The 24015-nt window shown below is 67.4% G+C and carries 24 protein-coding genes; 11 read left to right on the top strand and 13 right to left on the bottom strand.

Annotation, left to right across the window (positions count from 1 at the left end; all coding sequences use genetic code 11):
- Position 1 precedes the first annotated feature (1 nt).
- Positions 2 to 523: a thioesterase family protein gene (locus AC1D1G_RS03645; RefSeq protein ID WP_477951214.1), complete on the bottom strand. Its 522-nt coding sequence runs from the start codon at positions 521 to 523 to the stop codon at positions 2 to 4.
- 45 nt (positions 524 to 568) lie between these two features.
- Here AC1D1G_RS03645 and AC1D1G_RS03640 point away from each other — a divergent pair, with 45 nt between their 5' ends.
- Complete coding sequence (locus tag AC1D1G_RS03640) at positions 569 to 1120, top strand: TetR/AcrR family transcriptional regulator (RefSeq protein ID WP_064080329.1); 552 nt, start codon at positions 569 to 571, stop codon at positions 1118 to 1120.
- Between the two features lie 48 nt (positions 1121 to 1168).
- Here AC1D1G_RS03640 and AC1D1G_RS03635 read toward each other — a convergent pair whose 3' ends face one another.
- The 3 genes from AC1D1G_RS03635 to AC1D1G_RS03625 all read right to left on the bottom strand — a co-directional run bounded on the left by AC1D1G_RS03635 (position 1169) and on the right by AC1D1G_RS03625 (position 4845).
- On the bottom strand, positions 1169 to 2185 hold the full coding sequence (locus AC1D1G_RS03635; protein ID WP_477951211.1) for an Rv3169 family protein: 1017 nt from the start codon (positions 2183 to 2185) through the stop codon (positions 1169 to 1171).
- The gene (locus tag AC1D1G_RS03630) at positions 2182 to 3474 is read right to left on the bottom strand and encodes an MFS transporter (protein ID WP_477951209.1); all 1293 of its coding nucleotides are present in this window, start codon (positions 3472 to 3474) and stop codon (positions 2182 to 2184) included. Before AC1D1G_RS03630 ends, AC1D1G_RS03635 begins: the two co-directional genes overlap by 4 nt.
- A 129-nt stretch (positions 3475 to 3603) precedes the next feature.
- Complete coding sequence (locus AC1D1G_RS03625) at positions 3604 to 4845, bottom strand: acyl-CoA dehydrogenase family protein (protein ID WP_317569073.1); 1242 nt, start codon at positions 4843 to 4845, stop codon at positions 3604 to 3606.
- Positions 4846 to 4995: 150 nt separating this feature from the next.
- Between AC1D1G_RS03625 and AC1D1G_RS03620 the strand changes: the two genes are divergently transcribed.
- Together AC1D1G_RS03620 and AC1D1G_RS03615 are read left to right on the top strand one after the other, a co-directional pair.
- Positions 4996 to 5448 carry a MaoC family dehydratase gene (locus tag AC1D1G_RS03620; RefSeq protein ID WP_169693963.1) on the top strand — a complete coding sequence of 151 codons (453 nt, stop codon included), beginning with the start codon at positions 4996 to 4998 and terminating at the stop codon, positions 5446 to 5448.
- 18 nt (positions 5449 to 5466) lie between these two features.
- Positions 5467 to 6459 (top strand): NADPH:quinone oxidoreductase family protein, encoded by a 993-nt coding sequence (locus AC1D1G_RS03615; RefSeq protein ID WP_477951207.1) that lies wholly within the window; start codon positions 5467 to 5469, stop codon positions 6457 to 6459.
- A gap of 10 nt (positions 6460 to 6469) precedes the next feature.
- Here AC1D1G_RS03615 and AC1D1G_RS03610 read toward each other — a convergent pair whose 3' ends face one another.
- Positions 6470 to 7510, bottom strand: a complete 1041-nt coding sequence (locus tag AC1D1G_RS03610) for a phosphotransferase family protein (protein ID WP_477951205.1) — start codon at positions 7508 to 7510, stop codon at positions 6470 to 6472.
- Between the two features lie 122 nt (positions 7511 to 7632).
- Between AC1D1G_RS03610 and AC1D1G_RS03605 the strand changes: the two genes are divergently transcribed.
- Entirely contained in the window at positions 7633 to 8430 is a 798-nt protein-coding gene (locus AC1D1G_RS03605) for an SDR family NAD(P)-dependent oxidoreductase (protein ID WP_169693966.1), read from the top strand.
- Between the two features lie 4 nt (positions 8431 to 8434).
- Here the strand turns inward: AC1D1G_RS03605 and AC1D1G_RS03600 are convergent, their stop codons facing one another.
- From AC1D1G_RS03600 to AC1D1G_RS03575, 6 genes are all read right to left on the bottom strand, one after another.
- On the bottom strand, positions 8435 to 9148 hold the full coding sequence (locus tag AC1D1G_RS03600; protein WP_477951202.1) for an SDR family NAD(P)-dependent oxidoreductase: 714 nt from the start codon (positions 9146 to 9148) through the stop codon (positions 8435 to 8437).
- Positions 9145 to 10473: a PucR family transcriptional regulator gene (locus AC1D1G_RS03595; RefSeq protein WP_477951201.1), complete on the bottom strand. Its 1329-nt coding sequence runs from the start codon at positions 10471 to 10473 to the stop codon at positions 9145 to 9147. Before AC1D1G_RS03595 ends, AC1D1G_RS03600 begins: the two co-directional genes overlap by 4 nt.
- Before the next feature lie 7 nt (positions 10474 to 10480).
- Positions 10481 to 11401 carry an LLM class flavin-dependent oxidoreductase gene (locus AC1D1G_RS03590; protein WP_317569067.1) on the bottom strand — a complete coding sequence of 307 codons (921 nt, stop codon included), beginning with the start codon at positions 11399 to 11401 and terminating at the stop codon, positions 10481 to 10483.
- A gap of 111 nt (positions 11402 to 11512) precedes the next feature.
- Positions 11513 to 12493 (bottom strand): quinone oxidoreductase family protein, encoded by a 981-nt coding sequence (locus AC1D1G_RS03585; RefSeq protein WP_477951198.1) that lies wholly within the window; start codon positions 12491 to 12493, stop codon positions 11513 to 11515.
- A gap of 61 nt (positions 12494 to 12554) precedes the next feature.
- A complete protein-coding gene (locus AC1D1G_RS03580; RefSeq protein WP_477951197.1) occupies positions 12555 to 13964 on the bottom strand; it encodes an FAD-binding oxidoreductase in 1410 nt (469 codons plus the stop codon).
- Positions 13965 to 13973: 9 nt separating this feature from the next.
- The gene (locus AC1D1G_RS03575) at positions 13974 to 15170 is read right to left on the bottom strand and encodes a L,D-transpeptidase (protein ID WP_477951195.1); all 1197 of its coding nucleotides are present in this window, start codon (positions 15168 to 15170) and stop codon (positions 13974 to 13976) included.
- Between the two features lie 259 nt (positions 15171 to 15429).
- On the opposite strand from AC1D1G_RS03575, the gene AC1D1G_RS03570 reads away from it, so the two are divergent.
- The gene (locus AC1D1G_RS03570) at positions 15430 to 15882 is read left to right on the top strand and encodes a MarR family winged helix-turn-helix transcriptional regulator (protein WP_280781284.1); all 453 of its coding nucleotides are present in this window, start codon (positions 15430 to 15432) and stop codon (positions 15880 to 15882) included.
- Positions 15879 to 17303, top strand: a complete 1425-nt coding sequence (locus AC1D1G_RS03565) for an MFS transporter (RefSeq protein ID WP_477951193.1) — start codon at positions 15879 to 15881, stop codon at positions 17301 to 17303. Before AC1D1G_RS03570 ends, AC1D1G_RS03565 begins: the two co-directional genes overlap by 4 nt.
- A gap of 8 nt (positions 17304 to 17311) precedes the next feature.
- On the opposite strand, the gene AC1D1G_RS03560 is transcribed toward AC1D1G_RS03565, so the two are convergent.
- Positions 17312 to 17890 carry a helix-turn-helix domain-containing protein gene (locus AC1D1G_RS03560; RefSeq protein WP_283332081.1) on the bottom strand — a complete coding sequence of 193 codons (579 nt, stop codon included), beginning with the start codon at positions 17888 to 17890 and terminating at the stop codon, positions 17312 to 17314.
- A 70-nt stretch (positions 17891 to 17960) separates the two neighbouring features.
- Between AC1D1G_RS03560 and AC1D1G_RS03555 the strand changes: the two genes are divergently transcribed.
- Positions 17961 to 18431, top strand: a complete 471-nt coding sequence (locus AC1D1G_RS03555) for a group II truncated hemoglobin (protein ID WP_164060417.1) — start codon at positions 17961 to 17963, stop codon at positions 18429 to 18431.
- On the opposite strand, the gene AC1D1G_RS03550 is transcribed toward AC1D1G_RS03555, so the two are convergent.
- Positions 18419 to 19546 (bottom strand): nitric oxide synthase oxygenase, encoded by a 1128-nt coding sequence (locus tag AC1D1G_RS03550; RefSeq protein WP_477951190.1) that lies wholly within the window; start codon positions 19544 to 19546, stop codon positions 18419 to 18421. The genes AC1D1G_RS03555 and AC1D1G_RS03550 overlap by 13 nt on opposite strands.
- A 141-nt stretch (positions 19547 to 19687) precedes the next feature.
- Here AC1D1G_RS03550 and AC1D1G_RS03545 point away from each other — a divergent pair, with 141 nt between their 5' ends.
- The 4 genes from AC1D1G_RS03545 (at position 19688) to manD (ending at position 24011) form a co-directional block, all read left to right on the top strand.
- Positions 19688 to 20662 carry an MsnO8 family LLM class oxidoreductase gene (locus AC1D1G_RS03545; RefSeq protein ID WP_477951188.1) on the top strand — a complete coding sequence of 325 codons (975 nt, stop codon included), beginning with the start codon at positions 19688 to 19690 and terminating at the stop codon, positions 20660 to 20662.
- A gap of 113 nt (positions 20663 to 20775) precedes the next feature.
- Positions 20776 to 21792: a LacI family DNA-binding transcriptional regulator gene (locus AC1D1G_RS03540; RefSeq protein WP_005250920.1), complete on the top strand. Its 1017-nt coding sequence runs from the start codon at positions 20776 to 20778 to the stop codon at positions 21790 to 21792.
- Complete coding sequence (locus tag AC1D1G_RS03535) at positions 21793 to 22797, top strand: 2-hydroxyacid dehydrogenase (RefSeq protein WP_477951186.1); 1005 nt, start codon at positions 21793 to 21795, stop codon at positions 22795 to 22797.
- Complete coding sequence (manD, locus tag AC1D1G_RS03530; protein ID WP_477951184.1) at positions 22794 to 24011, top strand: D-mannonate dehydratase ManD; 1218 nt, start codon at positions 22794 to 22796, stop codon at positions 24009 to 24011. Before AC1D1G_RS03535 ends, manD begins: the two co-directional genes overlap by 4 nt.
- The last annotated feature ends 4 nt before the right edge of the window (positions 24012 to 24015 follow it).

The following is a 24015-nucleotide window of genomic DNA, read 5'->3' as shown; positions in this document are numbered from 1 at the left end:
GTCATCCCGCTGCCCGGGCGCGGATGCCCATCGCACCGCACACGGGGGCGGGCCAGTCGACGTCGGTGCGGGCGAGTTCCCGGTCGACGGCGTCGGCGACGTCGTCCGCGAAGGACACGACCCGGCGACTGGTGAGGTCGACGTGGGTCGCGGTGACCTCGAGTGTGCTGGCGAGGCGCTCGGTGGTGTCGTCGACGAGGAAGGCCATGGCGTGGACGACTTTGTCGGAGCGTTCCACGATCCGCGCGTGCACCGACACGCGATCGCCGACGTGGACTTCCGCGTGGTAGCGGATGTGATGCTCCGCGGTGAAGAATCCCTGGTCACGGGTGGTGCGGTAGTCGTCGGTTATGCCCATCCGATCGAACACTTCCGCGATCGCCTGCGCCTCGAGATCGAAATAGTGGCGGATGTTCATGTGGCCGTTCTCGTCCTCGTAGGCGGACGGAACGAGCACGGGCCCGCACTCGCGGGGTAGTGCAACCACCTGGTGGTATGAGGGGATTCCGGCTGGTGACGTCATCGGTCCATAATAACGATCGTTAACAGCGAGTGCTAGAATGCAACTGTGGACCGGAACAGGAAGATCCTCGACACCGCCGCAGAGCTGTTCTACGAAAAAGGCTTTCACGGAACGAGTGTCGATGAATTGGGCTCCCGCGCCGGTCTGAGCGGTCCTGCCATCTACCGCCATTTCTCCGGCAAGGACGAGATTCTGGCCACCCTGTTCGACGAGGCGATGGACGAGTTGATCGGCGCCACCGAACCGGTGCACGAGGACGCGGATCTCGATCTCCAGCGGATGATCCGCCACCACGCTCTCTACGCTGCCCGGCACCGCCATCTCGTGAACGTCAGCCAGCGGGAGGACCGGTCGCTGGTCGATCCGTGGCGGAAGGCGATCAACCGCCGGCGCAAGCAGTACGTCCAGGGGTGGGAGGCCGCGGTGACGCGGTCGATCCCCGCCGCGTCGCCGGCGGAGGTTTCGGTGGCAACCCAGTCCTGCCTGGGCATGATCTTCTCGATCGCGTACTGGCCCGCCAAGGTGACCCGCACCGCAGGGCTGGCCGATCACATGGTGCGGATGGCGACCGAGGGCCTGGACGCTTTCCGTAAGTAGTACTGCCTCTGCACCTACCGATAGGTGCAGAGGCAGTACTACTTCGGATTATGGTGCGAGGCTGGGGCGGTACGTGTAGGAGGATGACCGCGACAGCGCGAATTCGAAAATCCCGTACCCGGTCTGGCCGTTCCACCCGAACGTGCAGCAACGGTCGGTGAGGGCGGAGTCGAGAGTCTTCGGGCCCACGGTTCCGTCGAGGGGATAGACGTCGAACTCTTCGTGGTCGCGGCCACGAACCTTGCCGTGGTGTCCGCCATAGCCGCCGCCTGCCATGTAGCCGCCGCCTGCGGAGGCGTCCGCGTCGACGCGGTAGGTCGCACCGCCGGTAGTTACCACCTCCACTGCGCCGCTGACGAGGTCGTTGCCCGAGGTGAACACCAGGTCGTGCCGGACGTCGGTAATGTCGTCGAGTCGGCCGTCGTCGTGCATGACGGCGCCTTCCAACAGGATTCGCCCGCCATCTCGATCCTCGACGAGCAGGAACCCGAACGTGCGGTCCGGGAACTGCGCCTGGTACCAGATGTGCAGACCCTGGCCCCCGGACATGGTGCGTACCCCGCGGGAACGGTCCCGCAGTCCGTACCAGCCGCCGACGTCGGTGGTGGTTCCGTCGAGGGTGAGCGTGCCCTCGTACCGCCCGGGCTGGAACAGATGATCGAACGAGGTGACGTTTCCGTCGGTGTTCTCCACGTCCACCGACCCGAGCCAATACGGTGCGCGGGCGTGCCAGAGCAAATCTAGTTCGAGGCCGGTCTTGTTTTCGCCCAGCTGGATTCGCCAGGTTGAATTGTCGTCGACCGTCTCCCACCTCAGTGGTCCGACGGAGGCGCCGTCGGTCTCGGAGTGTTCGGTGGAGTAGCGGAGGTTGCGCTGCTCGGTCCCGGTGGTGAGGACGACGAAACCGTCCACGACGTTGCGGGGCGGGTAGACCCCGGCGCCGAGGATCACCGACGGCGCGGTACGCCCGTCCGGGTGAAGGTTGAACATGAACCGGTCGAAGAATTTCTCCGGCATGTCCTCGGTGGCGCGAGTCACCAAGGCGTCGTGAAATCCGTCGGTCATACGTGCTCCTTTTCTTCGACGATGACATTGTCGACGCCGATCTCGCGATGGTCCAGGGTGAAGCGGTAGGAACCCATCATCAGCAGGCAGGCGATGGCGATTCCGACCAGCACGATGATCGGCAGCACGCCGGCACTGTAGGAACCGGTGGCGCTGTAGACCTGTCCGAGCAGGAAGATGCCGAACGCCGACCCTTGCGCGTAGAGGAAGTAGATGAATCCCAGCACCCGGCCGTAGGAGTGCTTGGGGAAGTATCGGCTCACCATGTAGGCGGCGAGATCACCCTCGGACCCCAGGCCCAGGCCGATCAGGGCCGCGCCGACGAACAGAAGGCCGGTCTGCGACGACGTGATCATGACGAAGACCCCGACCCCGCACAGTGCGAAGATGATCGAGCCGATGGCGGGGGCGTAGAACCGGTCCAGCAGGTAGCCCACCAACAGTCGTGCGCCGATCGACGCCAGGCTCAGGACGGACAGGATCGAGACGGCGGTGCCCTGGCTGATGCCCTTGTCCGTGGTCATGGGCACCACCTGGGACATCAAGCCGAACGTCGCCGAGGACACCAGGAAGATGGCGACGGACAGCAACCAGAACTGCCGGTACTTCCTCGCCACGGTGAGCAGCGATTCCCCGGCCATCCGGCCTTCCAGACGCGCGGCCTTGCGCTCGGCTTCGTGTTCGGCGGGCATCCGGGTGACGAAGGCGTAGACCGCGGCCGGAATGACCGTGCACAGTGCGCCGATGACCAGGAACGCCAGGCGCCATCCGCCGATGCCGAGCATCCAGTTGGCCAGATACGGCATGAGTACCCCGCACGAGCCGAGGCCGGCCATGAGGATGCCCAGCGCCATGCCGCGACGGTCCTGGAACCACGCGCTCACCACGGTCGAGTGCGCCACCGGGTTCACGGCGCCCGCTCCGGCACCGATCACCACGCAGAGCAGGTAGAAGACGAGTTGGTTGTTCGGCAGGGCGGCCATCAGCATCAGGCCGATTCCGAACGCCAGCGACATCGGAACCGACGGGATCTTGGGACCGTACCGGTCGATGAGAAAGCCCAGGATGACGATGCTGATACCCACCAGCACCGTCTCGATGGACAGACCGTTGCTGATGACGCTTCGTTCCCAGCCGAATTCCGCGGTCATCGGCTTGCCCAGGATGTTGAACAAGACGTTCACCGCGGTCGTGCCGAACAACAGAGTCAGAAAGCCTGTCACCACATACCACCAGCGGTTCAGATGCCGCGTGGGCGCCTGCAACCCAGTCGTGCCGACTGCGCTCATGGAAGCTCCTGTCGATTGATATCGGTAGTCGGGGGCGGCGATGCCGCGCAGGGGATCCCACGGCCAGTGGTCTCCGTCACAGATAACACCATATGGACAGTCCAAAGTAAAGGACAGTCCAAAATGGAACTAGCGGGGGGACGAGAAGTCGAACATCCTGCTCGCGATGCGGCGCAGCTGCAGCTCGTCCGTGCCCTCGGTGATGCGGTAGCGACGGTGGTGGCGGTAGATGTGCTCGAACTGCTTGTGACGGGAGTATCCGACGCCGCCGTGGATCTGGATCGCGCGGTCGGCCGCCCGGCAGGCGAGCTGGTTGCTACGCAGGTTCACCATCGCGACCTTGTCGGTGACGGCCGTCTTCCCGAGCTCGTCCATCATCGCCGCGGTCTTGTAGATCGTGTTGCGGATCAGTTCCGCATCGGTCTGGAGTTCCACCAATTGCCACTGGATGCCCTGATGCTCGTGCAGCGGTTTCCCGAAGACGACGCGTTCCTGCGCGTACCTCACGCTCTCGTCGATGCAGTACTGCGCGGCACCGAGCGACGACGCCGCCTGCCGGATCCGGTTCTCGTGGACGAACAGCTGCGCGCAGTCGAGACCGCGCCCGACCTCCCCGACCACGGCACCCACCGGGACCCGCACGTCGTCGAGATGAACCTCCGAGTGGTCGCTGGGCATGTTGAACGTCCAGTGGTTGAACGGAACAGAGAAGCCCGGTGCGTTCGTTGGTACCAAGAACGCGGTGATCCCGTCCGCCTTGCCTGCCTGCCCGGACGTGCGGGCGAACACGAGGTCGACCTCAGAGCAGTCGACGAGGCTGTTGAAGCGCTTCGCCCCGTTGATGATCCAGTCGTCCCCGTCCCGTCGGGCGGTCGTTTCCAGGTAGGTCGCGTCGCTGCCATGTCCGGGCTCGGTGAGGCCGAACGCGATCTCGAGGTCTCCGCGGATCAGCGGTTCGAGGTACTGCTCCCGCTGCTCGTCGGTGCCGTACTCGTGCAGCACGAGGGCGAGCGGCAGGTTCGCGACCACCGACGCCTCGTCGGCGTGCGGGAAGTGCAGACCGGAACCCCTGGTGAGGAGGTGTTCGCGGACGACGGCCATCGCGAGGTTGCTGCCGTCGTTCCCGCCGAGGGCCTGCGGAAGCGGGAACCGGAAGAATCCGGCGGCGTCGGATCGACGTCGGGCCTCGAGCAGCAGTTCGCGCCATTCCTGTTTCGGGAACCCGTCCCGTTCCCAGTCCGTGCGGGCGTACTCGCGTCGATGGTCGAAGAATTGCGGGTGCTTGGCCTCGAGCGGCGCGATCTCGCGATCGATGAACGCGTCGAGGTCGGTGACGAACTGCTGCACGTCGTCGGGAATGGTCCAGTCCATAAGGCGTCCTCCGGTTCGGGATCCGATGCGTCGGACGGTAGGGAGCACCTGGGTGCTCGGCCACGACGTCGCCGCGGTGCACTGTTGATTTCTCCAGTGCCCGGAGCGGCTCGTCCTGTTACGTGGCGGTCGTCGTGGTTGCATGCGGCCATGCTGAAGCTGAACGGGATCGACGAGTTGGTCGCGAGGGTCGGCGCCGACCTGGGCACGACGGAGTGGTACGACGTGACGCAGGACCGCATCACGGCATTCGCTCGGGATACCGACGACTTCGAGCGCATCCACCTCGACCCCGAGCGAGGCCGGGAGGCCGGATTCGGCGGCACGATCGCCCACGGGTTGTTCACACTGTCCCTCGGGCCGAAGTTCCTGTACGAGATCTTCGAGATGACCGGGCACTCGCTGGGACTCAACTACGGGTTCGACACGGTGCGGTTCCTGAACCCCGTCCGGGTCGGTTCCCGGATCCGCATGACGGCGCGACTGCTCGACGCGCGGCCGATCGACGGCGGATACCGGTTCACGATCCGGCAGACGTTCCAGATCGAGGGTCACGACAAGGCAGCCTGCGTCGCGGACGCGGTCGTGGCCTACTTCCACTGAATAGAAGGAGAGACGTTCATGCGCGCAGTCGTCGTCGAAGAGCTCACCGGTCCGCAGGCCGCGACGCTGGTGGAGATACCAGAACCGCACGGCGCCCACCCCCAGGCGGACGGGCAGCGACTGCTCGTCGACGTGCACGCCGCCGGGCTGTCGTTCATCGACCCGCTGCAGACCTGGGGCAAATACCAGAACGGTGTGCCGACTCCGTACGTATGTGGCAGCGAGTACGCAGGTGTCGTCGTCGAGGCGCCGGAAGGCGCGGACTTCCGACCGGGCGACCGGGTCGGGGGAATCGTCTGGCACGGTGCCCTCGCCGACCGTGCGCTGGCACTGCCCGAGTACACGGTGAAGATTCCGGCGTCGATGTCGTTCGTCGAAGGTGCGGCGCTCTACATGAATTACTCGACGGCCTGGTATGCACTCCACCGGGCGCAGGTTCAGCCGGGCGAATACGTACTCGTCCACGGCGCCGCGGGAGGGGTGGGCACCGCCGCCCTCGATCTCGCAGTGACGTTCGGGGTGAAGGCGATCGCCGTGGTCTCCAGCGACCGGAAGGAAGCGGTCGCGCGCCAGTGTGGAGCGCATGCGGTGGTGCGGTCGGACGGGCCGTGGCTCGACGAGGTGCGCGGTCTCACCGACGGGCGCGGTGTGCACGTGGTGATCGATCCGGTGGGCGGCGACCGGTTCACCGACTCGCTCCGCGCCCTGCGCCAGGGCGGCAGGCTCGTCGTCGTCGGATTCACCGGTGGCTCTATCCCCACCGTCAAGGTCAACCGACTGCTCCACCGCAACCTCACCGTCACGGGAATCACCATGGACAACATGGAAACCGAGTATCCCGGGACATTACGGATGGTCCGGGACGCCGTCGAATCACTGGCCGCCGACGGGCGGATACGACCGTATGTCGGCGCGACGTTCCCGCTCGAACAGGCGGCGGCCGCACTGTGCGCGCTGGACGACCGGGCCGCGCTCGGCAAGGTTGTCGTCGAGGTGGTGCCGCCGGCCTGACGGCACAGACTCAGCGAACCGCCGGGGCGCCGAGGACGGCCAGCCCTCGTTCGACGACCTCGGCGAGGCTTTCCGCGGCGACGACCAGGGCGGGGTCCGGGTCGGACCGCCTCCGGTTGCGCTTGACGAACACCGACATCGTCGACGCCGTCTTGTAGTGGCAGTAGGCCAGGAACCAGTCCAGGTCGGCAACCGGAATGTCACGCTCGGCGCGGTAGGCGGCCAGGAGTTCGCCGGGGGACGGCATCCCGGCGCCGGCCGCGACATCGGCGGCCGGACGGGACCGCCGGAACCGGTGCACCGGGTCGGTGTGCATCAGCAACCACGCCAGATCGGTGCGGGGATCGCCGACCGACCAGATCTCCCAGTCGATGATCGCGGCGAGGTCTTCGCCGGCGAACAGCATGTTCGCAAGCCGGTAGTCGCCGTGCAGCAGAGTGGGGGCGACCGGTGCCGGGATCCGGTCCGCCAGCGCTGCATGCAATTCGGCGTGGCGAGGCACGATGTCGTCGTCGACGGTGTCGAGTAGACGCGCCCAGCGGGCGAGTTCCTCCGGGACCGGGACGACCGGCTCGTTCCCGACACCCAGCGCGACGGGGTCGAGGTTCTGCATCCGGGCGAGCATCCCGGCGGCCGCGCGGGCGCGGGAGGCGACGGTGTCGGGTTCGGGCGGTGAGTCGACGACGTCGAGCAGCGGTTCGTAGGACTGCCCGTCGACGAGGGTCATCGCGAAGAGGGGTGGGCGTTCGGGTGTCCCGTTCTCCTCGAAGAGGATCGTGGGGACGCGGACGCCGGAGGCAGCGCCGAGAAGTCCGATGATCTGCGCCTGCCGGAGCACGTCGCGGTTGCGGACCGGCTCGAGGCCGGGCGGTGCCATCTTGAGGACGACCGCTGTGTCGGGCCGCTCCGGCCGCGTGAGGGTGGCCCGGTAGGTCAGGCTCGACACCCCACCCGGCAGCGCCGACGGCGCGGACACCACGGCTCCCGGCCATCGGCGACCCGCGGCCGCCGTCGCGCGTGTGGTCAGCGTGTTCACGTCGAATTCCGTCACGTCTCCACGATCGGGCCGGTCGGCCGGTACCGCAAACACGCGCACGACCGTCGCTGAAGAAATCCACAGTGGCCCCTCGGTGGTTGCTTCGGGTGATCTCCGGTGCGTGATAGAGCTTGCCTATGACATCGATCAGCGGATATCGGTCCCGGAACGATGCTGGGCTGGAGCGGTTCTCGTTGCACGGCAAGGTCGCGGTGGTGACCGGGGCGTCGTCCGGTCTCGGCGTGGCGTACGCGCTCGCGCTGGCTCGAGCGGGTGCCGACGTCGTCCTCGGGGCCCGGCGTGGCGACAAACTGGCCGCGACCGCGGAGCAGGTGCGGAAGTACAACCCCCGCGTGGTGGCGGTGGAGACCGACGTGACGCAGGTGGACCAGTGTGATCGCCTCGTCGAAGCCGCCGTCGAGGCATTCGGCCGGGTGGACGTCCTCGTCAACAACGCAGGCACCGGCGGTGAGTACCACCACGTGACGGAGGATCCACCCGACCACTTCCGGTCCGTCGTCGACGTGAACGTGCACGGCTCCTACTGGATGATCCAGGCATGCGCGCGGGTGATGGGCCGCGGCAGTTCGATCGTGAACGTCTCCAGCGTCATGGCGCTCACGACGGCGAAGATGCCCGCCGCCGCGTACAGCGCGAGCAAGGCCGCCGTCCTCGGGCTGACCCGCGACCTCGCCGCGCAACTCGGACCGAGCGGAATCCGGGTGAATGCCATTCTGCCGGGTGTCTTTCCGTCCGAGGCGACCGCGCACTACACCGAGAACTACAAGCGCAAGATCATCGACGCCCGGATACCCCTCGGACGCATCGGCGATCCCGAGGACATCGCCGCGGTGGTGGTGTTCCTGGCGAGCGACGCGTCCGCGTATCTCACCGGGGTGAGCCTGCCCGTCGACGGCGGCGTGCTGGTGAACTGACGCTCTATCGGTGCTGCGCCATCGAGGAGGTGACCGTGCGGGTGTTGAGACCGTCGCCCGCGTCGACGGTGAGGAACTGGCCGGTGACGCTGCGAGCGGTGGGGGAGGCGAAGAACGCGACGGCATCGGCGATGTCGGCCGGGTCGACGAATCCGTTGGGCATCGACGCGAGCCACGCGTCCTGGATGTCCTGTGGCATCGACAGGATGCCGGAACTGGCCGTCATCCCGGGCAGGACGGCGTTGGCGGTGATGCCGAGGGCGACGTTCTCGGCCGCAACGGTCTTCACCAGACCGAGCAGGCCCGCCTTCGTGGTGCTGTACGACACCTGGGCCGGCATGCCCTGCGTGCCTGCGGTACTGGAGATCACGACCACGCGGCCATACTGCCGTTCGCGCATCCCCGGCAGGCACTGCTGAAGCACGCGGAAGGTCCCGGTGAGGTTGACATCGAGATCCTTCCGCCACTTGTCGATCGACAGACTGTGTGCGGCACCGAACATCGTCGTCAGACCCGCGTTGGCCACGTAGACGTCGATGTCGCCGAGGGGTGGCAGTTCGTCGGTGGACATGTCGGCCCGGTACGTACACCCCGGTGCACGGTCGAGAGTGACCACCTCCATCCCGTCGGCTTCGAGCCGGGCGACGATGGCCTTGCCGATACCGCCCTCACGTGCGGCACCGGTCACCAGGGCCTTGCGGCGGCGCGGGTCGGTCATGCGGATCTCCGTTCGTCGGGCAGTGTGTCGATGCGCTTCGGTTCGTCTGTTTCAGCGCAGCGGCTTTCGATGTGGAAAGCCGGATGGTCGCGAAGCCGGAGGACGAGAAGCGCGGTATGGATGCTCAATTGATGCGATGCGTCACCGGTGACGTTCAGGCCGGTGAGGACGTGCACTCGCGACAACCGGAGGCGCACCGTGTTCTCGTGCACACCAAGACGGGTGGCGGTGCGGCGCATGCCGCGATTCTGCTCGAACCAGACGGCCAGTGTGCGAATCAGTTCGGTCGACGCCGCGTCCTCGTCCAGGAGCGGACCGAGCATGTCGTCGATGAAGTGCCGGATGGCCGAGACCTCGCCGTTCGCCAGGAAGAGGCGGGCCGGCCCCAGATCGTCGACGGCGAGAACGCGATTCCCCGTTCCATGGGTGAAACGGTCGATACAGCGCACGACCTCCCGCGCCTCCCGGTAGGCGCGGGCGAACGATTCGGGTTCGTACACGGACGACACCCCGGCGATCAGCCCGCCGGTGGGGTTCAGCTCGGCGGCCGCCGTCTCGAGGCTCGCGGTGATGCGCCGGACGACGGTCGGGGACGCAACGTGCCCGGGTGCCTCGATGAGCAGGAGAATTCCCTCGGAACCACGAGTCGACAGCACCTCCATACCGAGAGCCCGCTCTGTGTGCTCGACGAGGGAACGGTCGAGATCCTCGGGCGTCCCTTCGGATTCGCGGACATACACCAGGGCGCGGTGGGCGTGAACGTTCACGCCGAGGTACTCGGCGCCCGCCGCGAGATCGGCCCACGCACCGGAACCGCGAACGAGTTGGCGGGCCAGGGCGGACCGCGCATTCCACGCGACCCGGGTGATGCGACGCTGGGTGAGGAACTGCGCGCCGATGCGGCGGGCACAGCGCAGCGTCACGTACTCGTCCGTGGGGTGGAACGGCGTGGGTTGTTCGTCGACGACGAGCCATCCGAGGTGTTCGCCGCGTTCGACGATCGCGCTGAGGATCTTGCGCCGCGACAACCCGGGGCCCAGTTCGGCGGGCAAGAGCACGGGATCCGCGCTGGTGGGGGTGGTCGTGTGCCCGCGCACGATCTCGCGAAGTGGTGGGAACGTGGTCTGCCTACCGGCCTCGGGCCGTGAGGACGCGACGACGTGTCCCTGACGATCGAACAGGGTGACGGCCTTGCCGGTGGCCTCCGAACAGACCCGGACGATCGCGGACAGACAGTCGACGGCCACCGCGGCGTCGTCGAGAAGCTCGTCCAACACGCTGAGCGGCAGGTGCCTTCGGCCGGTGCGTTCGTCGGGGATGGACATCACGCGGTCAGCGGTGATGGGTCAGCAGTAGTGTGCGGACGGACGCCGCATGCTCGATAGCCGACTCCATCGACGTCGTCGCCGGCACCAGGGTGATGTTGTCGGCGCCTGCCTCGACGAACGAGTTCAGCCACTCGGCCACCTGCTCGGGTGTTCCGGCCGGTGCCAGATGGCGGAACTTCTCGCGCGGCAACTGATACAGCGCCTGCATCTTCTCGCCGACGAGCCGTTCCGCGACCGAGGCATCCTTGTCGAGCCCGCACCATACGTTGACGCCGAACGAGTCGGGTGCACGATTTTCCTGCGCGGCGGCCTCGAGGATCGCGATGCGGGTCTCGGCGAAACGTCGCGGTGTGCAGAAGATTCCGAGCCAGCCGTCGCCGTAGCGGGCGGTGCGGCGAATGGCGGATTCGCCGCGGCCGCCGATGTGGATCGGCACCGCCGGCTGCGGCGCCGGCAGGATGCGTGCCCGGTCGAGGGTGAAGAACTCACCGTGATGGGTCACCTCCTCGCCGGTGAGGACGGCGCGCAGCACCTCGAGGGTCTCGTCGAGGCGACGGCCGCGGGTGCTGGGGTCGACCCCGCTGTTCGAGATCTCGGAGCGGTCCTCACCACCCACGCCGGCACCGAGGACCAATCGTCCGGGCGCGATCTGCGACAGCGTCGCGATCTGGCGGGCGGCGAGCATCGGATGACGCAGGCCGAGCAGGTAAACGCCGATGATCACCGACAGCGTGTCGTGGCTGGACAGGACGGACGTGGCCGAGACCATGCCGTCGAACCCGGTCCCGCCGTGAAAGCTGATGTGGTCACCGACGGTGATGTGATCGAGCCCGGCCTCTGCCGCGGAATCGAGCAGAAGCCGCCGATCCGCGGGTTTCGGGACGAGGAGTGCGTCCGTGACCGACAATCCCACTCTGATCGACACGCTGATCTCCTCTCATGCGAATGGACTGACCATAAACTTCTCACCCCGACGGTGGCAAGGGCTGGGCGAAATATTGATAACGATCGTTCCCGTTCGGTAGTGGGGCACGTGTCAGCCGTGCGACAGGACGACCTTGCCGAACCCGCTGCCCTGTTCGAGGTATTGGTGCGCGGCCGCTGCCTCCGCGAGCGGGAACACCGCGCTGATGGGTACGGGCGGGACGGTTTCGGTGTCCAACAGTGTCAGGAGGCCCGCGAAGTCCCCCGGGCTACCCATCGTGGTCCCGATCAGCTCGTACTGGCCGAAGTAGAACTGGCGAACGTCGAGGGTGGCGAGTTCGCTCCGCGACGCACCGAGCACGACCAGGCGGCCACCCGGACGCAGTGCGGCGATCGACCGTTCCCAGGTCCCCACCGAATCCAGGACGAGATCGAATCCCTGCCCATCCGGGGTAAGCCCACGAGCCTCGTCCGGCCATTCGGGATCGTCGTACAGCACGCCGTTCGCCGCACCCAGTTCCTGCGCCTGCGCGATCTTGGAGATCGACGACGACGTGACGGTGACGTTCGCGCCCACCGCGGAGGCCAGCATCACTGCCATCGTCGCGACGCCGCCGCCCGCGCCGAGGACGAGGAGGTTCTCGCCGGCGCGGAGGCGGCCGCGCGTGAACAAGGCGCGGTAGGTCGTGAGTCCGACGAGTGGCAGCGCGGCGGCCTGCTCCCAAGTGAGGCCGCGGGGCTTCGGGGCTATGCAATCCTCGGGAACCCGTACCAACTCGGCGTAGGTGCCGCTGTGGTGGTCGCCGAGAATTTCCCACCGTGGCCCCGGGGCGGCCTCTCGGTCACCCCACCACAACGACGGCAGGACAAGGACCGCCTCGCCCGTGTCCGCGCGAGTACCCGCGCCGTCGGCGCCGGGGACGTGTGGCAGTGGCGACGAGTATTTACCCTGGCGGACGAGCACGTCGTGCCAGTTGAGCGCGGCGGCCTTCAGTCGGACGGTGACCCAGCCGGCACTCGCGACGGGATCGGGGACCGACTCCACTTTCAAGACGTCCGGCTCCCCGAACTCTCGCAACACTACGGCGTCCACAGCTATCCTTTCGGTCGTACCATTCGAAAAGTAGCATGATTTGGCCGAGTGGTGAGCACGGCTAGAGCGGATAGTGCGTCAGCACCCCCGTCGGATCGTGCCTCTGCCGCAGTTCGCGCAGTCGGCGAAGGTTTCCGCCGTAGGCCGCGTCGATCTCGGCGCCGGTCTCGGGGAAGCCGGGCCGGACTTCGACGCTGTAGACGCCGATCGTGTGGGGTGCGAGCGCGTCGAGGGTGCCGCCCGCCCACGACAGGCAGGCGGCGCCGTCGTAGGGGTCGGACCAGATGGCGTTGAGCGGGATGTTCCACTCGCCGCTTCGGCCCCAGAATGCGGTGTCGCCGTCACCGACGTCGGCGAGGGCGCCGCCGGTGTGCTGGAAGTCGATACGACATTCCCGCGTCGGCGCCCCACGGATCTGAGTGGCCAGGGCCTCCGCGAGTTCGGAGTCGAGGGTCGGTCCGGTGAAGACGGCCTTCCCGAAGAACGACCCTCGGCGCTCGCCCGGTTCGGGCAGCCGGATCGGTTCGGGTTCTTCGCCGTCGGCGCCGGGGGGTGCGAATTCGGGTAACCCGGTGAGGTACGTGCCGGACGTCTCGGATCGGTACAGCACGGTGCCCGACACTTCGGCGACCGTGGTGGCGGCGGATCGGGCGCGGTCGATGTCGGACTCGTCCCCGGTCGCGCACGCGGTGTACACGAAGAGGACGGGCTCGTCGGGAGACAGTGCGCTGTAACCGAGTACCGCGCCCATCGTCGTGTCCCGCGGAAGCGTCGGTGCGACACGGAAGTAGGTGGCGAGCGCTTCGAGTCCGAGCACCATCCGGTCGACCCACACCGGACCCACCAGGTGTGTGCGCAGCACCGCCGACGTCACGACGCCGAAGCACGGTGCACAACCCCGGACCGCCCACCACAGGTCCGCTTCGTCACCGGTGCTGGCATCGGACAGGTGGACGACCTCGCCGGACGGAAGCACCAGTTCGGCCTCGACGAGCTGGTCGATCGTCAATCCGAGACTGCGCGTGAGGTATCCGACGCCGCCGCGGGTGACGAGTCCGAATCCGGCGTGGCCCACGATCCCCACCGGAACCACGCGGCCGGTGGGTGCGAGGGCGTCCAGCATGGTTCCCACGGTGGCGCCGCCGGCGACGACCACCCGGTCGTCCTCGGGTCGGGCCGTGTTCAGGTGCGCCGACAGGTCGAGCATGACGGCATCGTCGGCGACGCAGTTGGAACTCAGCCCGCCGCCGCGGACGGTGACGGTGCCGCCCGTCCGATGCGCGACCCTCATGACGGTGGAGACCTCCTCCACGGACACCGGTTGGACGACGCAGGACGGCCGGCGTCTCGCGGCATCGGGAAAGAACACTCTGCCCAGCGCGGTGCGGTAGTCGCCGGTGTCCGGCAGATGAACCCGGTGCGGGAGGACCGCCTTCAACTGCGCGACACACTCCGCGGATGGTGAATTCACGAGCGCCTCCTATCCCGTTGCGTTACCTGCCTGCCACTGATCCCACGGGACCTCCCAGTCACCGTACGTGTCCCACACGGGCAGGAGCGGTCCGCCCGAGTTGGTGATCTCGACGACATCGCCGATACCGAAATGGTCGAACATCCACTGGGCGTTGGCGGGTGCCAGGTTGACGCAGCCGTGGGAGACGTTGCTGCTGCCCTGATCACCCACCGACCACGGCGCCGAGTGGACGAACTCGCCGTCGTTGGAGATCCGCAGGTTGAGATCGACCTTCTCGCGGTAGTAGTCGGGATCGCCGGCGCAGACCCCGTACGTGCAGGAGTCCATGACGATGCTCTGCTGCTTGTCGGAGATCACGTGCGGACCCTCGTGCGAGGGGTGGTCGGGGGTGCCGAGACTCATCGGCATCGCGTTCTCCTGGACGCCGTTGTGGAAGACGGTGAGCATTTTGCTCGCCCCGTCCGCCTTGGCCACCCACGAGTCGTGCACGGTGTAGTCGGCAGAGTTGTTCTCGGCGCCGAAGACGCCGTCGCCCAGATCGACGCCGTACACGTCGGCCTCGATGTGGATCTTGGTGCCGGGCGCCCAGTATCCCGCCGCGCGATAGTGCGCGTTCTGGTCGTCGGTCCAATACCAGGCGCCGGGCTGCGGCGGTGTCGTCGTCACGTGCAGTCGCTGCTGGACCTCGGCCTTGTTCACGACCGGTGCGGTGAACTGGAAGACCATCGGCTGGCCGACGCCGATGCCGGTGTCGGCGACGACCTCGGGTGCCGGGACGACGTTCGCGTAGGCGGTGGTGCCGGGCGTCAACGTCGTGACGGTGAAGGTCTGCTCGACCGGGGCGCCGTCGGGGTTGACTGCGTCCGCGACGACTGTGTACGTGGAGCCGTAGCCGAGTGGTTGGCTGCTCGTCCAGTTCGTGCCGTCGGGTGTGAGATTGCCGGCGACCGGGGTGTTCTGCTCCGCGGGATTCGTGACGGTCACGGCGGTCAGCTTGCCGCCCGACGCGGTGGCCACGATCGGGGTGGTCGGATTGATCGGCGCCCCGTCGGCAGCGGGGACGGCAATCGAGGCGGGCGCGGACTGTGACGTGGCCGGGGGTTCCGACGTGCCGGTGTCTCCGATGGTGCACGCCGTGGCCAGGAACGTCAGGGCCACCACCGCAACAATGCCGGCTGTCCGTGTGCGAAGAGTCACGACCACCTTCTTTCGGATCTGGATCAGCGCTCGCCGTCCTCATACTGCCAGCGATAGCCTCGGAGTTTCCTGTGAGACGCGTGCCCAGCCCGCCCCACCTGCAGGAATTCGAGCGCGCGACGCCTCCCCCGCGACCATTAGGCAGCAGTGCTGACGAAATTCGGCCTCAGAACAACCATTATCCCCAGTAGATGAATCATTGAGGAATGCAAATAAAACAGCTAGACTGGCTAATGAACCTGACCAGTGAGAGGGAGGCAGCCACATGGACCAGAAGGTCGATCAGCTCCGCGAGGACGTCGTTCTGTTCAACCGACGTATCCGAACCCAGCGCTCCGGGCACCTGCTCACCCCCTCGCAACTCCAAGCCCTCGCGCACCTCGACCGGGAAGGTCCGATGAGCGCACGCGCTCTCGCCGATCTCGAGCAGGTCGCGCCGCAGTCCATCGCGCGGACCGTCTCGATCCTCGAGGAGTCCGGAATGGTCTCCCGGACCGTGGACCCCCACGATGCGCGCGCGAGCATCGTCGCGGTCACCGCGCTGGGATTGCAGACGCTCGTCGACGATCGGTCGCGGCGTAGCGAGTGGCTGACGGCCGCACTCGCCGCCGAATGCACCGACGCCGAACGTGACCTCCTCTTCATCGCCGGACGGCTACTCCGCCGGCTCGCCGGAACTCCCGAGCCGGCGCCGCAGGAGTCACTGATGAACTCGTGAGCGCGACCGTCGCCGATACCGGCCTCGCGCAGAAGTCCCCGTCCGTACCGTTCCGGGTCAGCGGCTCCGTCGCCACCGGGAGCATCCTCCAACCGCTGAACTCGTCGATGATCGCGGTGGCGATCGTCGGCATCGCCGCCCAGTTCGGCTCCTCGTCCGGGATCACGTGGGTGATCTCGGGGCTCTACATCGCCACGGCCGTGACCGCCCCGATGGCAGGCAAGCTCGGCGCGCTGCTCGGCGCCCGGAAGGTCTACCTCGGGGGCCTCGCCCTGGTGGCGCTGGGCTCGATCGCCGGTCTGCTCGCACCCAGCGTCGGCTGGCTCATCTTCTCCCGCATCCTCGTCGGAATCGGAACCGCCACACAGTATCCCAATGCGATGACGATGATTCGCGGATACGCGGAACGACACGGCGCGCAGCCGCGCACCGCGATCACGACCCTCGCGATCTGCAGCCAGGCTGTCGTGGCACTGGGCCCGACGCTCGGCGGACTGCTCGTCGGGGCGTTCGGCTGGCAGTCGATCATGTGGATCAACCTGCCGATCGTCGCGTTCAGCGCGGTGGCGGTCACTAAATTCGCGAAGGTCGGATTCGTCGGCGGCATCTCGGTCAGCGGTCGGCAACTGCTGCACGCGCTCGACGTGGCCGGGGTCCTGCTGTTCCTCGGGCTCGTCTCGTCGACGATGCTGTTCCTGTTGTCGCTCACCACCGATCCCGTCTGGTGGCTGATCCCGGTGTGGGCGCTGGTGTTCGCCCTGTTCGTCCACTGGGAACGACGCGCGGACGAACCGTTCATCGACGTTCGGGCCCTGGCCCGGAACCGTGCGCTCAGCGCCACACTCGCCCGCACCCTCCTCACCTACACGGCGTTCTACTGCATCTTCTTCGGAATCCCGCAGTGGCTGCAGTACTCCCGCGGAATGAGCGCCACCGAAGCCGGTCTGACGATGCTGCCCGTCGCCGTCGTCGGCATCGGCTCCACGCTGTTCGCGTCACGGACGTATCGGCGACACGGGGTGCGCCGAACGCTCACCGTCGGAACGTGTGCGCTCCTGGTGGGAGGACTGCTCCTGGCGTCGGTGGAGAGCAGTACGGCCCCGATCGTCGTGCTTCTCCTCGTGGCCGCAGTACTGGGAATTCCCAATGGGTTCAACAATATCGGCAATCAGAACCTGATCAGCTCGGTCACGTCCGTCGAGGAAGTGGGCACGGCGATCGGGATGTACCGCACCGTGCAGTACATCGGAGCGAACCTGTCGGCCGTCGTGCTGCAGACCACCGCCGGTCACGTCATCGGCGACGACGGACTGCACCGCACGGGCTGGTTCATCGCCGTCGCGGGCGTCCTCCTCCTCATCGGCGTCCTGATGTCACGGAACATGGGAGACCGGCGGTCGACGAGCGCGTCGACGGCGTAGCAATAGCGTCAGGTCGGCGGCACCCCGCCGACGGCCCGCCAGATCAGTGTCGCGGTCCGGGCCGGCCAGTCGGCGGGTGGGCGGTCACCGGCCAGCGCCCGGCCGTACCAACTGCCGGTGGTCATGGTGACGGCGACGTCGAGATCGGCGTCGGCGTCGATCAGCTCCAGTTCGGCGGCGCGGTCCAGGATGTCGCGGATGCGGCGCCGGCGCGGCGCCACCACCCGGGCGCGGTACTGCGCGCGGACCTCGGCGTCCGTCGTGTCCTGCAGCATCGTGCCGACCAGGGACAACCGGCCGCTCCGCGACACCCCGTGCTGGAAGTCGGTCAGCTCGCGGACCAGATCCCCGAAGGGATCGGCCGACGACCGCCCCGACTGTTCGTCGGCCAGCTGCGCCACGACTGCCGCGGCGAGCGCCGACTTCGACGCCCACCGCCGGTACAGCGCCTGCCGGGTGGTGCCGGCCTCCGCGGCGATCGCGGCGATCGACATCGCGTCGTATCCGGCCCGGGACAATTGCCTGCCCGCCACTTTCAGCACGCGAGTGTCGATATCGGTGTCGCGACTGCGCCCGGCCACACTCATGCTCGATCCTCTTTTCAATCCAATACTGATGTGTATTGTAATGGACAGACGATGGAAATCGGGAGCTCCCATGAGTGATCAGGAAACACCGTCCCTGTACGAGTGGGCGGGCGGTGAGCAGTCGTTCCGGCGGCTGATCGACGCCTTCTACGACCGGGTGGAGGGCGACGAACTGTTGTCGCCGATGTTCCCCGGCGGAGTGCACGAGGAGCATCGCCGCAACGTGACGCTGTGGTGGTGCGAGGTGTTCGGCGGCCCGCCGGGCTACACCGAACAACTCGGCGGATATGAACGAATGTTGCGCCACCACATCGGCCTCGCCATCAGCCCGGAGCAGCGGCACCGCTTCGCGGCAACGATGAGCCTCGCCGCCGACGACGCCGACCTCCCGTCGGATCCCGAATTCCGTTCCGCATTCATGGCCTACGTCGAGTGGGGGACCAGACTCGCGCTGCAGAACTCGAGCCCCGGCGCCGAGGTGGTCGAGCACGCGCCGGTGCCGCACTGGGGTTGGGGCGTGGCCCCGCCCTATCGCGGCTGACCGGGGATCGGGCAACCCGAGCTGGCGGCCGGGAGAAAGTTCGGGCGGATGTCCATGTCGGGTGCGTCGTAGAGGCGGTGGAACGTGGGGGTCAGCGCCGCCGACATCGGCGGGTTGATCCACGACCAGTCCGTCGGGCACTTCCGGCCGAGTGACTCTTCGCGTTCGACGTGGCTGATGAACTGCTTGGCGACGGTGTGATGGTCGACCATGTGCACACCGGCCTGCCGGTAACTGTGGATCACGGCGCGGTTCAGTTCGACCAGTGCGCGGTCGCGCCACAGCGTGCGCTCCGACGTCGTGTCCAGGCACAGCCGTTCGGCGATGGCGGGCAGCATGTCGTATCGATCCTGGTCGCTGAGGTTGCGGGCCCCGACCTCCGTGCTCACGTACCACCCACTGAACGGGGCGAGGGGGTAGGTCAGCCCGCCGACCGAGAAACCCATGTTCGACACGGCGGGAACCGCATGCCATTTGAGACCGAGATCGGCGAACCAGGCGTAGTCCGGGTGCTCGATCTCGACCTCGAGCACCAGCTCGGATGGAATCTCGTACCAGCGCAGCGTCTCGTCGGGTGTGCTGACCAGCAGCGGCAGCACGTCGAACGGCGTGCCTGCGCCCCGCCACCCCATCTTCGTCACCGCCTCGGTGATTCCGACCTGGGCGGGGTCCCCGGTCACCGTTCCATCTGCGTGGCGGTAGCCCGCGTACCGGATCAGTTGCGGGCTGACGATCTTGTACTCGCGTCCGTCCGCCAGCGGCAGGGGACCGACCGTGATGACCGAGCGCAGTGCGCCGCCGTTCGTCGCGACCCGCAGGTGCTCCCAGCACGCCTCCGCAATCTCGTCCGCGGTGGTGACGTGCCGGGCATCGATCAGCTTCAGCGTGCGCCAGTGCTTGCGCCCGACGCAGCGGGCGTGGTTGCGCCACGCCAGCTGCGAGCCGACTTCCAGTTCCTCCACGGTGTGCTCGTAGCGGCCCGTCTCCGCCAGCGCCTCCAGTGCGTCCGCGAGGCGGGCCGTGGGCAGGTGGGCCAGCTCGGGCTCGCTGAAGAACTCGGCGCACTCCCGCATCTGCGCTGCGGACCGCGACGTGACGTCCAGCGAGGACGACATAGTCCCTGTGCTGCTCACCATTGACCTCCCGGCGATCGTGGACTGTGCGGCGGTCAGTATGTCAGCGAAGCGCGCACACTCGTCCACCGAGTGCGGACGGGGTGAGGAAATACCGCCGGCAGGACGGCGGTTCTCCCGAGGGTGAAACTCTCGATTCTGGACCGGTCCCGCACGCGCCGGGGTGCGCTGGACTCTGCCGCGCTGACCGGGACGATCGAGCGGGCGGTGCATGCCGAGCAACTGGGGTTCCATCGGTTCTGGGTGGCCGAGCACCACGCCGTGCCAGGCATCGCGAGTGGGTCGCCGCCGGTTCTGCTCGCTGCCCTCGGCGCCCGCACCGCCCGGATCCGGCTGGGCTCGGGTGGTGTGATGCTGCCGAATCACCAGCCTCTCGTGGTGGCCGAACAGTTCCTGATGCTCGAGGCGATGTTCCCGGGCCGGATCGACCTGGGCGTCGGACGGTCGCTGGGATTCACGAAGCCCGTACGCGAGGCGCTGCGCCGCGACCGCAACGCCCCCGACACGTTCGCCGGCGACCTCGACGAGGTGCGGAGCTACCTCGAGGGCAAGGGCGCCGTGACGGCCCGGCCCCACGTGACGAGTCCACCGCCGATGTTCGTTCTCGCTACCCGGCGCGGGCTCGACTTCGCCGCGAAGGCCGGTCTGCCGGTGGTGGTCGGTGGTCCGGTACTCGGTGGGTCGGGCGCCAACGTCCCGGAACTGGACCGGTACCGCGACAGCTTCGTCCCGTCCGCCGGAAACCGGTCCCCGTACGTGGTCGTCTCGCTGGAGGTGATGATCGCCGAGGACGCAGACCGGGCCCGTGAACTGCTGCTTCCGGAGGCGTGGGCGCTGGCACAGTCGAGCCGGACCGGCGAGTTCCCGCCGCTCGAATCGGTCGCGGACATCCGGGGGCAGGCGTGGACTCCGCGGCTGCGCGAACAGGTCGACGCCTCGATCGCGAACTCCATTCACGGCACCGCCGAGCAGGTGAGGGTCTCGCTCGAGGCCCTGGCCGCGCGTACCGGTGCGGACGAACTACTGGCCTCGACGTCGACGTTCGACCGGGCCGCGCTGTTCGAATCCGATCGGCAGTTGTCGCTCCTGGACGTGTGAACTCGCACGACGCACACGGCTTGCTGCAAGCCTTGCGCAACTATTGACAACCTTGCGCAAGCAGGTGGATAGTGTGTGTCGGCAGTCACAACGAACAGCGAGGCGGTAGCACCGTGGCACCCACCTTGACCGAGGTCGCACAACGCGCAGGGGTATCCCTGTCCACCGCGTCACGGGCATTCAGTGCCCCGGACCGGATCGGACCGGACACGCTCGCGCGGATCATCGCGGTCGCCGACGAGATCGGCTACCGGGCGGCGTCACCGACCCGCACCGACGTCGTGCGCCCCACCGCCACCACCGTCGCGGTCGTGGTACCCGACATCGGGCACACCGTGTTCGCGAGCTTCGTGAAGGCGGCGCAGGCGCAGGGGTGGCACCGGCGCCAGACCGTGCTCCTCACCGACACCGACGGCAGCGCCGACCGTGAGCGTGAGGTTCTCGGCGAGTTGCAGGGGCGCGTCGACGCACTCGTGGTCTGCGCTCCGCGGCTGCCTGCATCGGACATCGTGCAGCTCGCCGGCGACACACCCTTGGTGCTCGTCAACCGCTCGTCACCCGAATGCGATTGCATCGTGGCGGATTCGGAAGACGGAATTCGCCAGGCCATCGACTACCTCGTCGCCCTCGGACACGAGCACCTCGCGTATGTCCAGGGCTCGCCTCAATCCTGGTCGAACCAGCGCCGCGTCGCCGCGGTCGAGGAATTCTGCAAGGCCCGCGACGTGCAGCTGAGTCTGCTCGGCTGGCAGCAGGAAACCCTCGCGGGTGGTCACGCCGCAGCGGCGAGCGTGATCGCGACGGGCGCGAGCGCCGTGATCACGCACAACGATCCGATGGCCATCGGAGTGATGAACGGCGTCCGCGCAATGGGCTTCTCGGTGCCAGCGGACCTGAGCGTCGTCGGCATCGACGACTCGCCGCTGGCCGAACTCGCCAGCCCCGCGCTCACAAGCATCAATGTGCCGATGGCGCGAGCCGGCGTGCTGAGTCTGGACCTGGTGTTCCAGCGCGCGAACGAGCCGGACTCCGATATCCGAGAAATCCATCTCCCCACTCAACTGGTCGTCCGGGCTTCGGCCGGACCGGCGCACGATCGGGTGTTTCGCCCCGGAAAAGAGAGCCGCTAGATGAAAATCGTTGTTGCCGACAGCACCCTGATCCCGCACCGACCCCGGCTCGAGGCCGCAGTTCCGTCCGATGCACGGTTGTCCTGGCACGACAGCTTCGACGAGGCCGCCCTGATCGACGATCTGCGCGACGCCGACGTCTACGTCGGGGGAAAGTTCACACCGTCCATGGCGTCGGCTGCAGAGCGGCTGCGTCTCGTCCACGTCGCCGGTGCCGGCACGGACAACATCGCGTTCGATGCCCTGGCACCGGACGTGCTGGTGGCGAACACCTTCCATCACGAGAAGTCGATCKCCGAATACGTCGTGGCGGCCGCGGTGATGCTCCGGCGCGGCTTCGTCGCGCAGGACACGGCGCTCCGGCAGGGCGTCTGGGCGACCTCGGTCTACGACGACCTTCTCACGCAGTCGAATTCGCTGCAGGGCGCGCGGGTGGGCTTCGTGGGATTCGGCCACATCGGCCATGCCACGTGGACTCTGTTCCGAGCATTCGGCGCGACAGGAGCGGCCGTGACCGGTCGTGGCAACGTCGACGCGCCGAGTGCGGGACTGGACTGGGCGGCCGACGTGTCCCAGCTCGGGCGTCTCCTCGTCGAATCCGATGTCGTCGTGGTGTCCGCACCGCTCGACGACCGGACGCGGGGGATGATCGGCGCCGACGAATTGCGCGCACTCGGCAGCGACGGTGTGCTGGTGAATGTGGGCCGCGGACCTCTCGTCCAGGAGCAGGCCCTGTTCGACGCACTGTCCTCGTCGACCATCGCCGCTGCGGCCATCGACGTCTGGTACGACTATCCCGGACCCGACGGTCGCGGGAGGCCCAGCGCTCTGCCGTTCTCCGAACTCCCCAACATCCTGATGACACCGCATTCTTCCGGAGTCTCACAGCAGACTTTCGTCGGCCGCGTCGACGACATCGCCGACAACATCACTCGACTCGCTCGCGGTGAGCAACTGCGCAACGTCGTCGCACCCGCGGTCGGCTCGAAAGGATCACGGGCATGACCGACAAGATCATCTCCGCGGACGTGCTGGTCTGCAGCCCCACCCGCAACTTCGTCACCCTCAAGATCACCACGGCCGACGGCGTCGTCGGCTACGGTGACGCCACGCTCAACGGCCGTGAACTGTCCGTCGCGTCGTATCTCCGGGACCATGTGGCGCCCCTGCTGATCGGGCGTGACCCGGCGCGGATCGAGGACACCTGGCAATACCTCTACCGCGGCGTGTACTGGCGGCGCGGGCCCGTCACGATGGCCGCGATCGGAGCCGTGGACGTCGCCCTCTGGGACATCAAGGGCAAGACCCTCGGTCAGCCCGTCTACCAGTTGCTCGGCGGTGCCGTCCGCGACCGGGTGCTCTCCTACACCCACGCAACCGGGTGGGACGCGCCCGCGCTGCTCGACTCGGTCGACGCCAAGCGCGCGATGGGCTTCCAGGCGATTCGAGTGCAGTCCGGGGTACCCGGACTGGATTCGGTGTACGGCGTGCACCAGGGCGCCACCGGATACGAGCCCGCGAGCCGCGGCGCCCTCCCGGTCGAGGAAGTGTGGGACACCGACGCGTACCTCAACCATGCACCCCGGATCCTCGAAGCCGTCCGTGAACACGTCGGCCCCGACCTCAAATTGCTGCACGACGCCCACCATCGGCTCACCCCGCAGCAGGCCGCGCGGCTGGGGAAGTCGGTCGAACACGTGGACCTGTTCTGGCTCGAGGACGTCACGCCGGCCGAGAACCAGGACGCACTGCGTCTGGTGCGCAACCACACCACCACACCCCTGGCGATCGGGGAGGTCTTCAACACGATCTGGGATTGCCAGCACCTGATCACCGAACAGCTGATCGACTTCATCCGGGTGGCCATCGTCCACGCGGGCGGAATCAGCCACGTCCGCAAGATCTTCGCGCTCGCCGAGGTGTACCAGATTCGCGGCGGACCGCACGGCCCGTCGGACGTCTCGCCGATCTCCCTGGGAGCGAGTCTGCACCTCGGTCTCGCGACGCCGAACTTCGGAATCCAGGAATACATGGGTTACGACCCGCTCGTCAGCGAGGTCTTCCCCCACGCGTGGTCGTTCTCGGACGGGCACCTCACCCCCGGCGACGTTCCGGGCATCGGAGTGAGCATGAACGAGGAACTCGCGGAGCAATATCCGTACGAGCAGGCCTATCTCCCGGTCGCCCGGCGCCGCGACGGCTCTATGACGGATTGGTGACGAG

The sequence above is a fragment of the Rhodococcus sp. P3_B8 genome, assembly GCF_056402775.1.
Note: the sequence above shows the minus strand (reverse complement) of the source record. Positions and strands in the feature narration are given on the sequence as shown.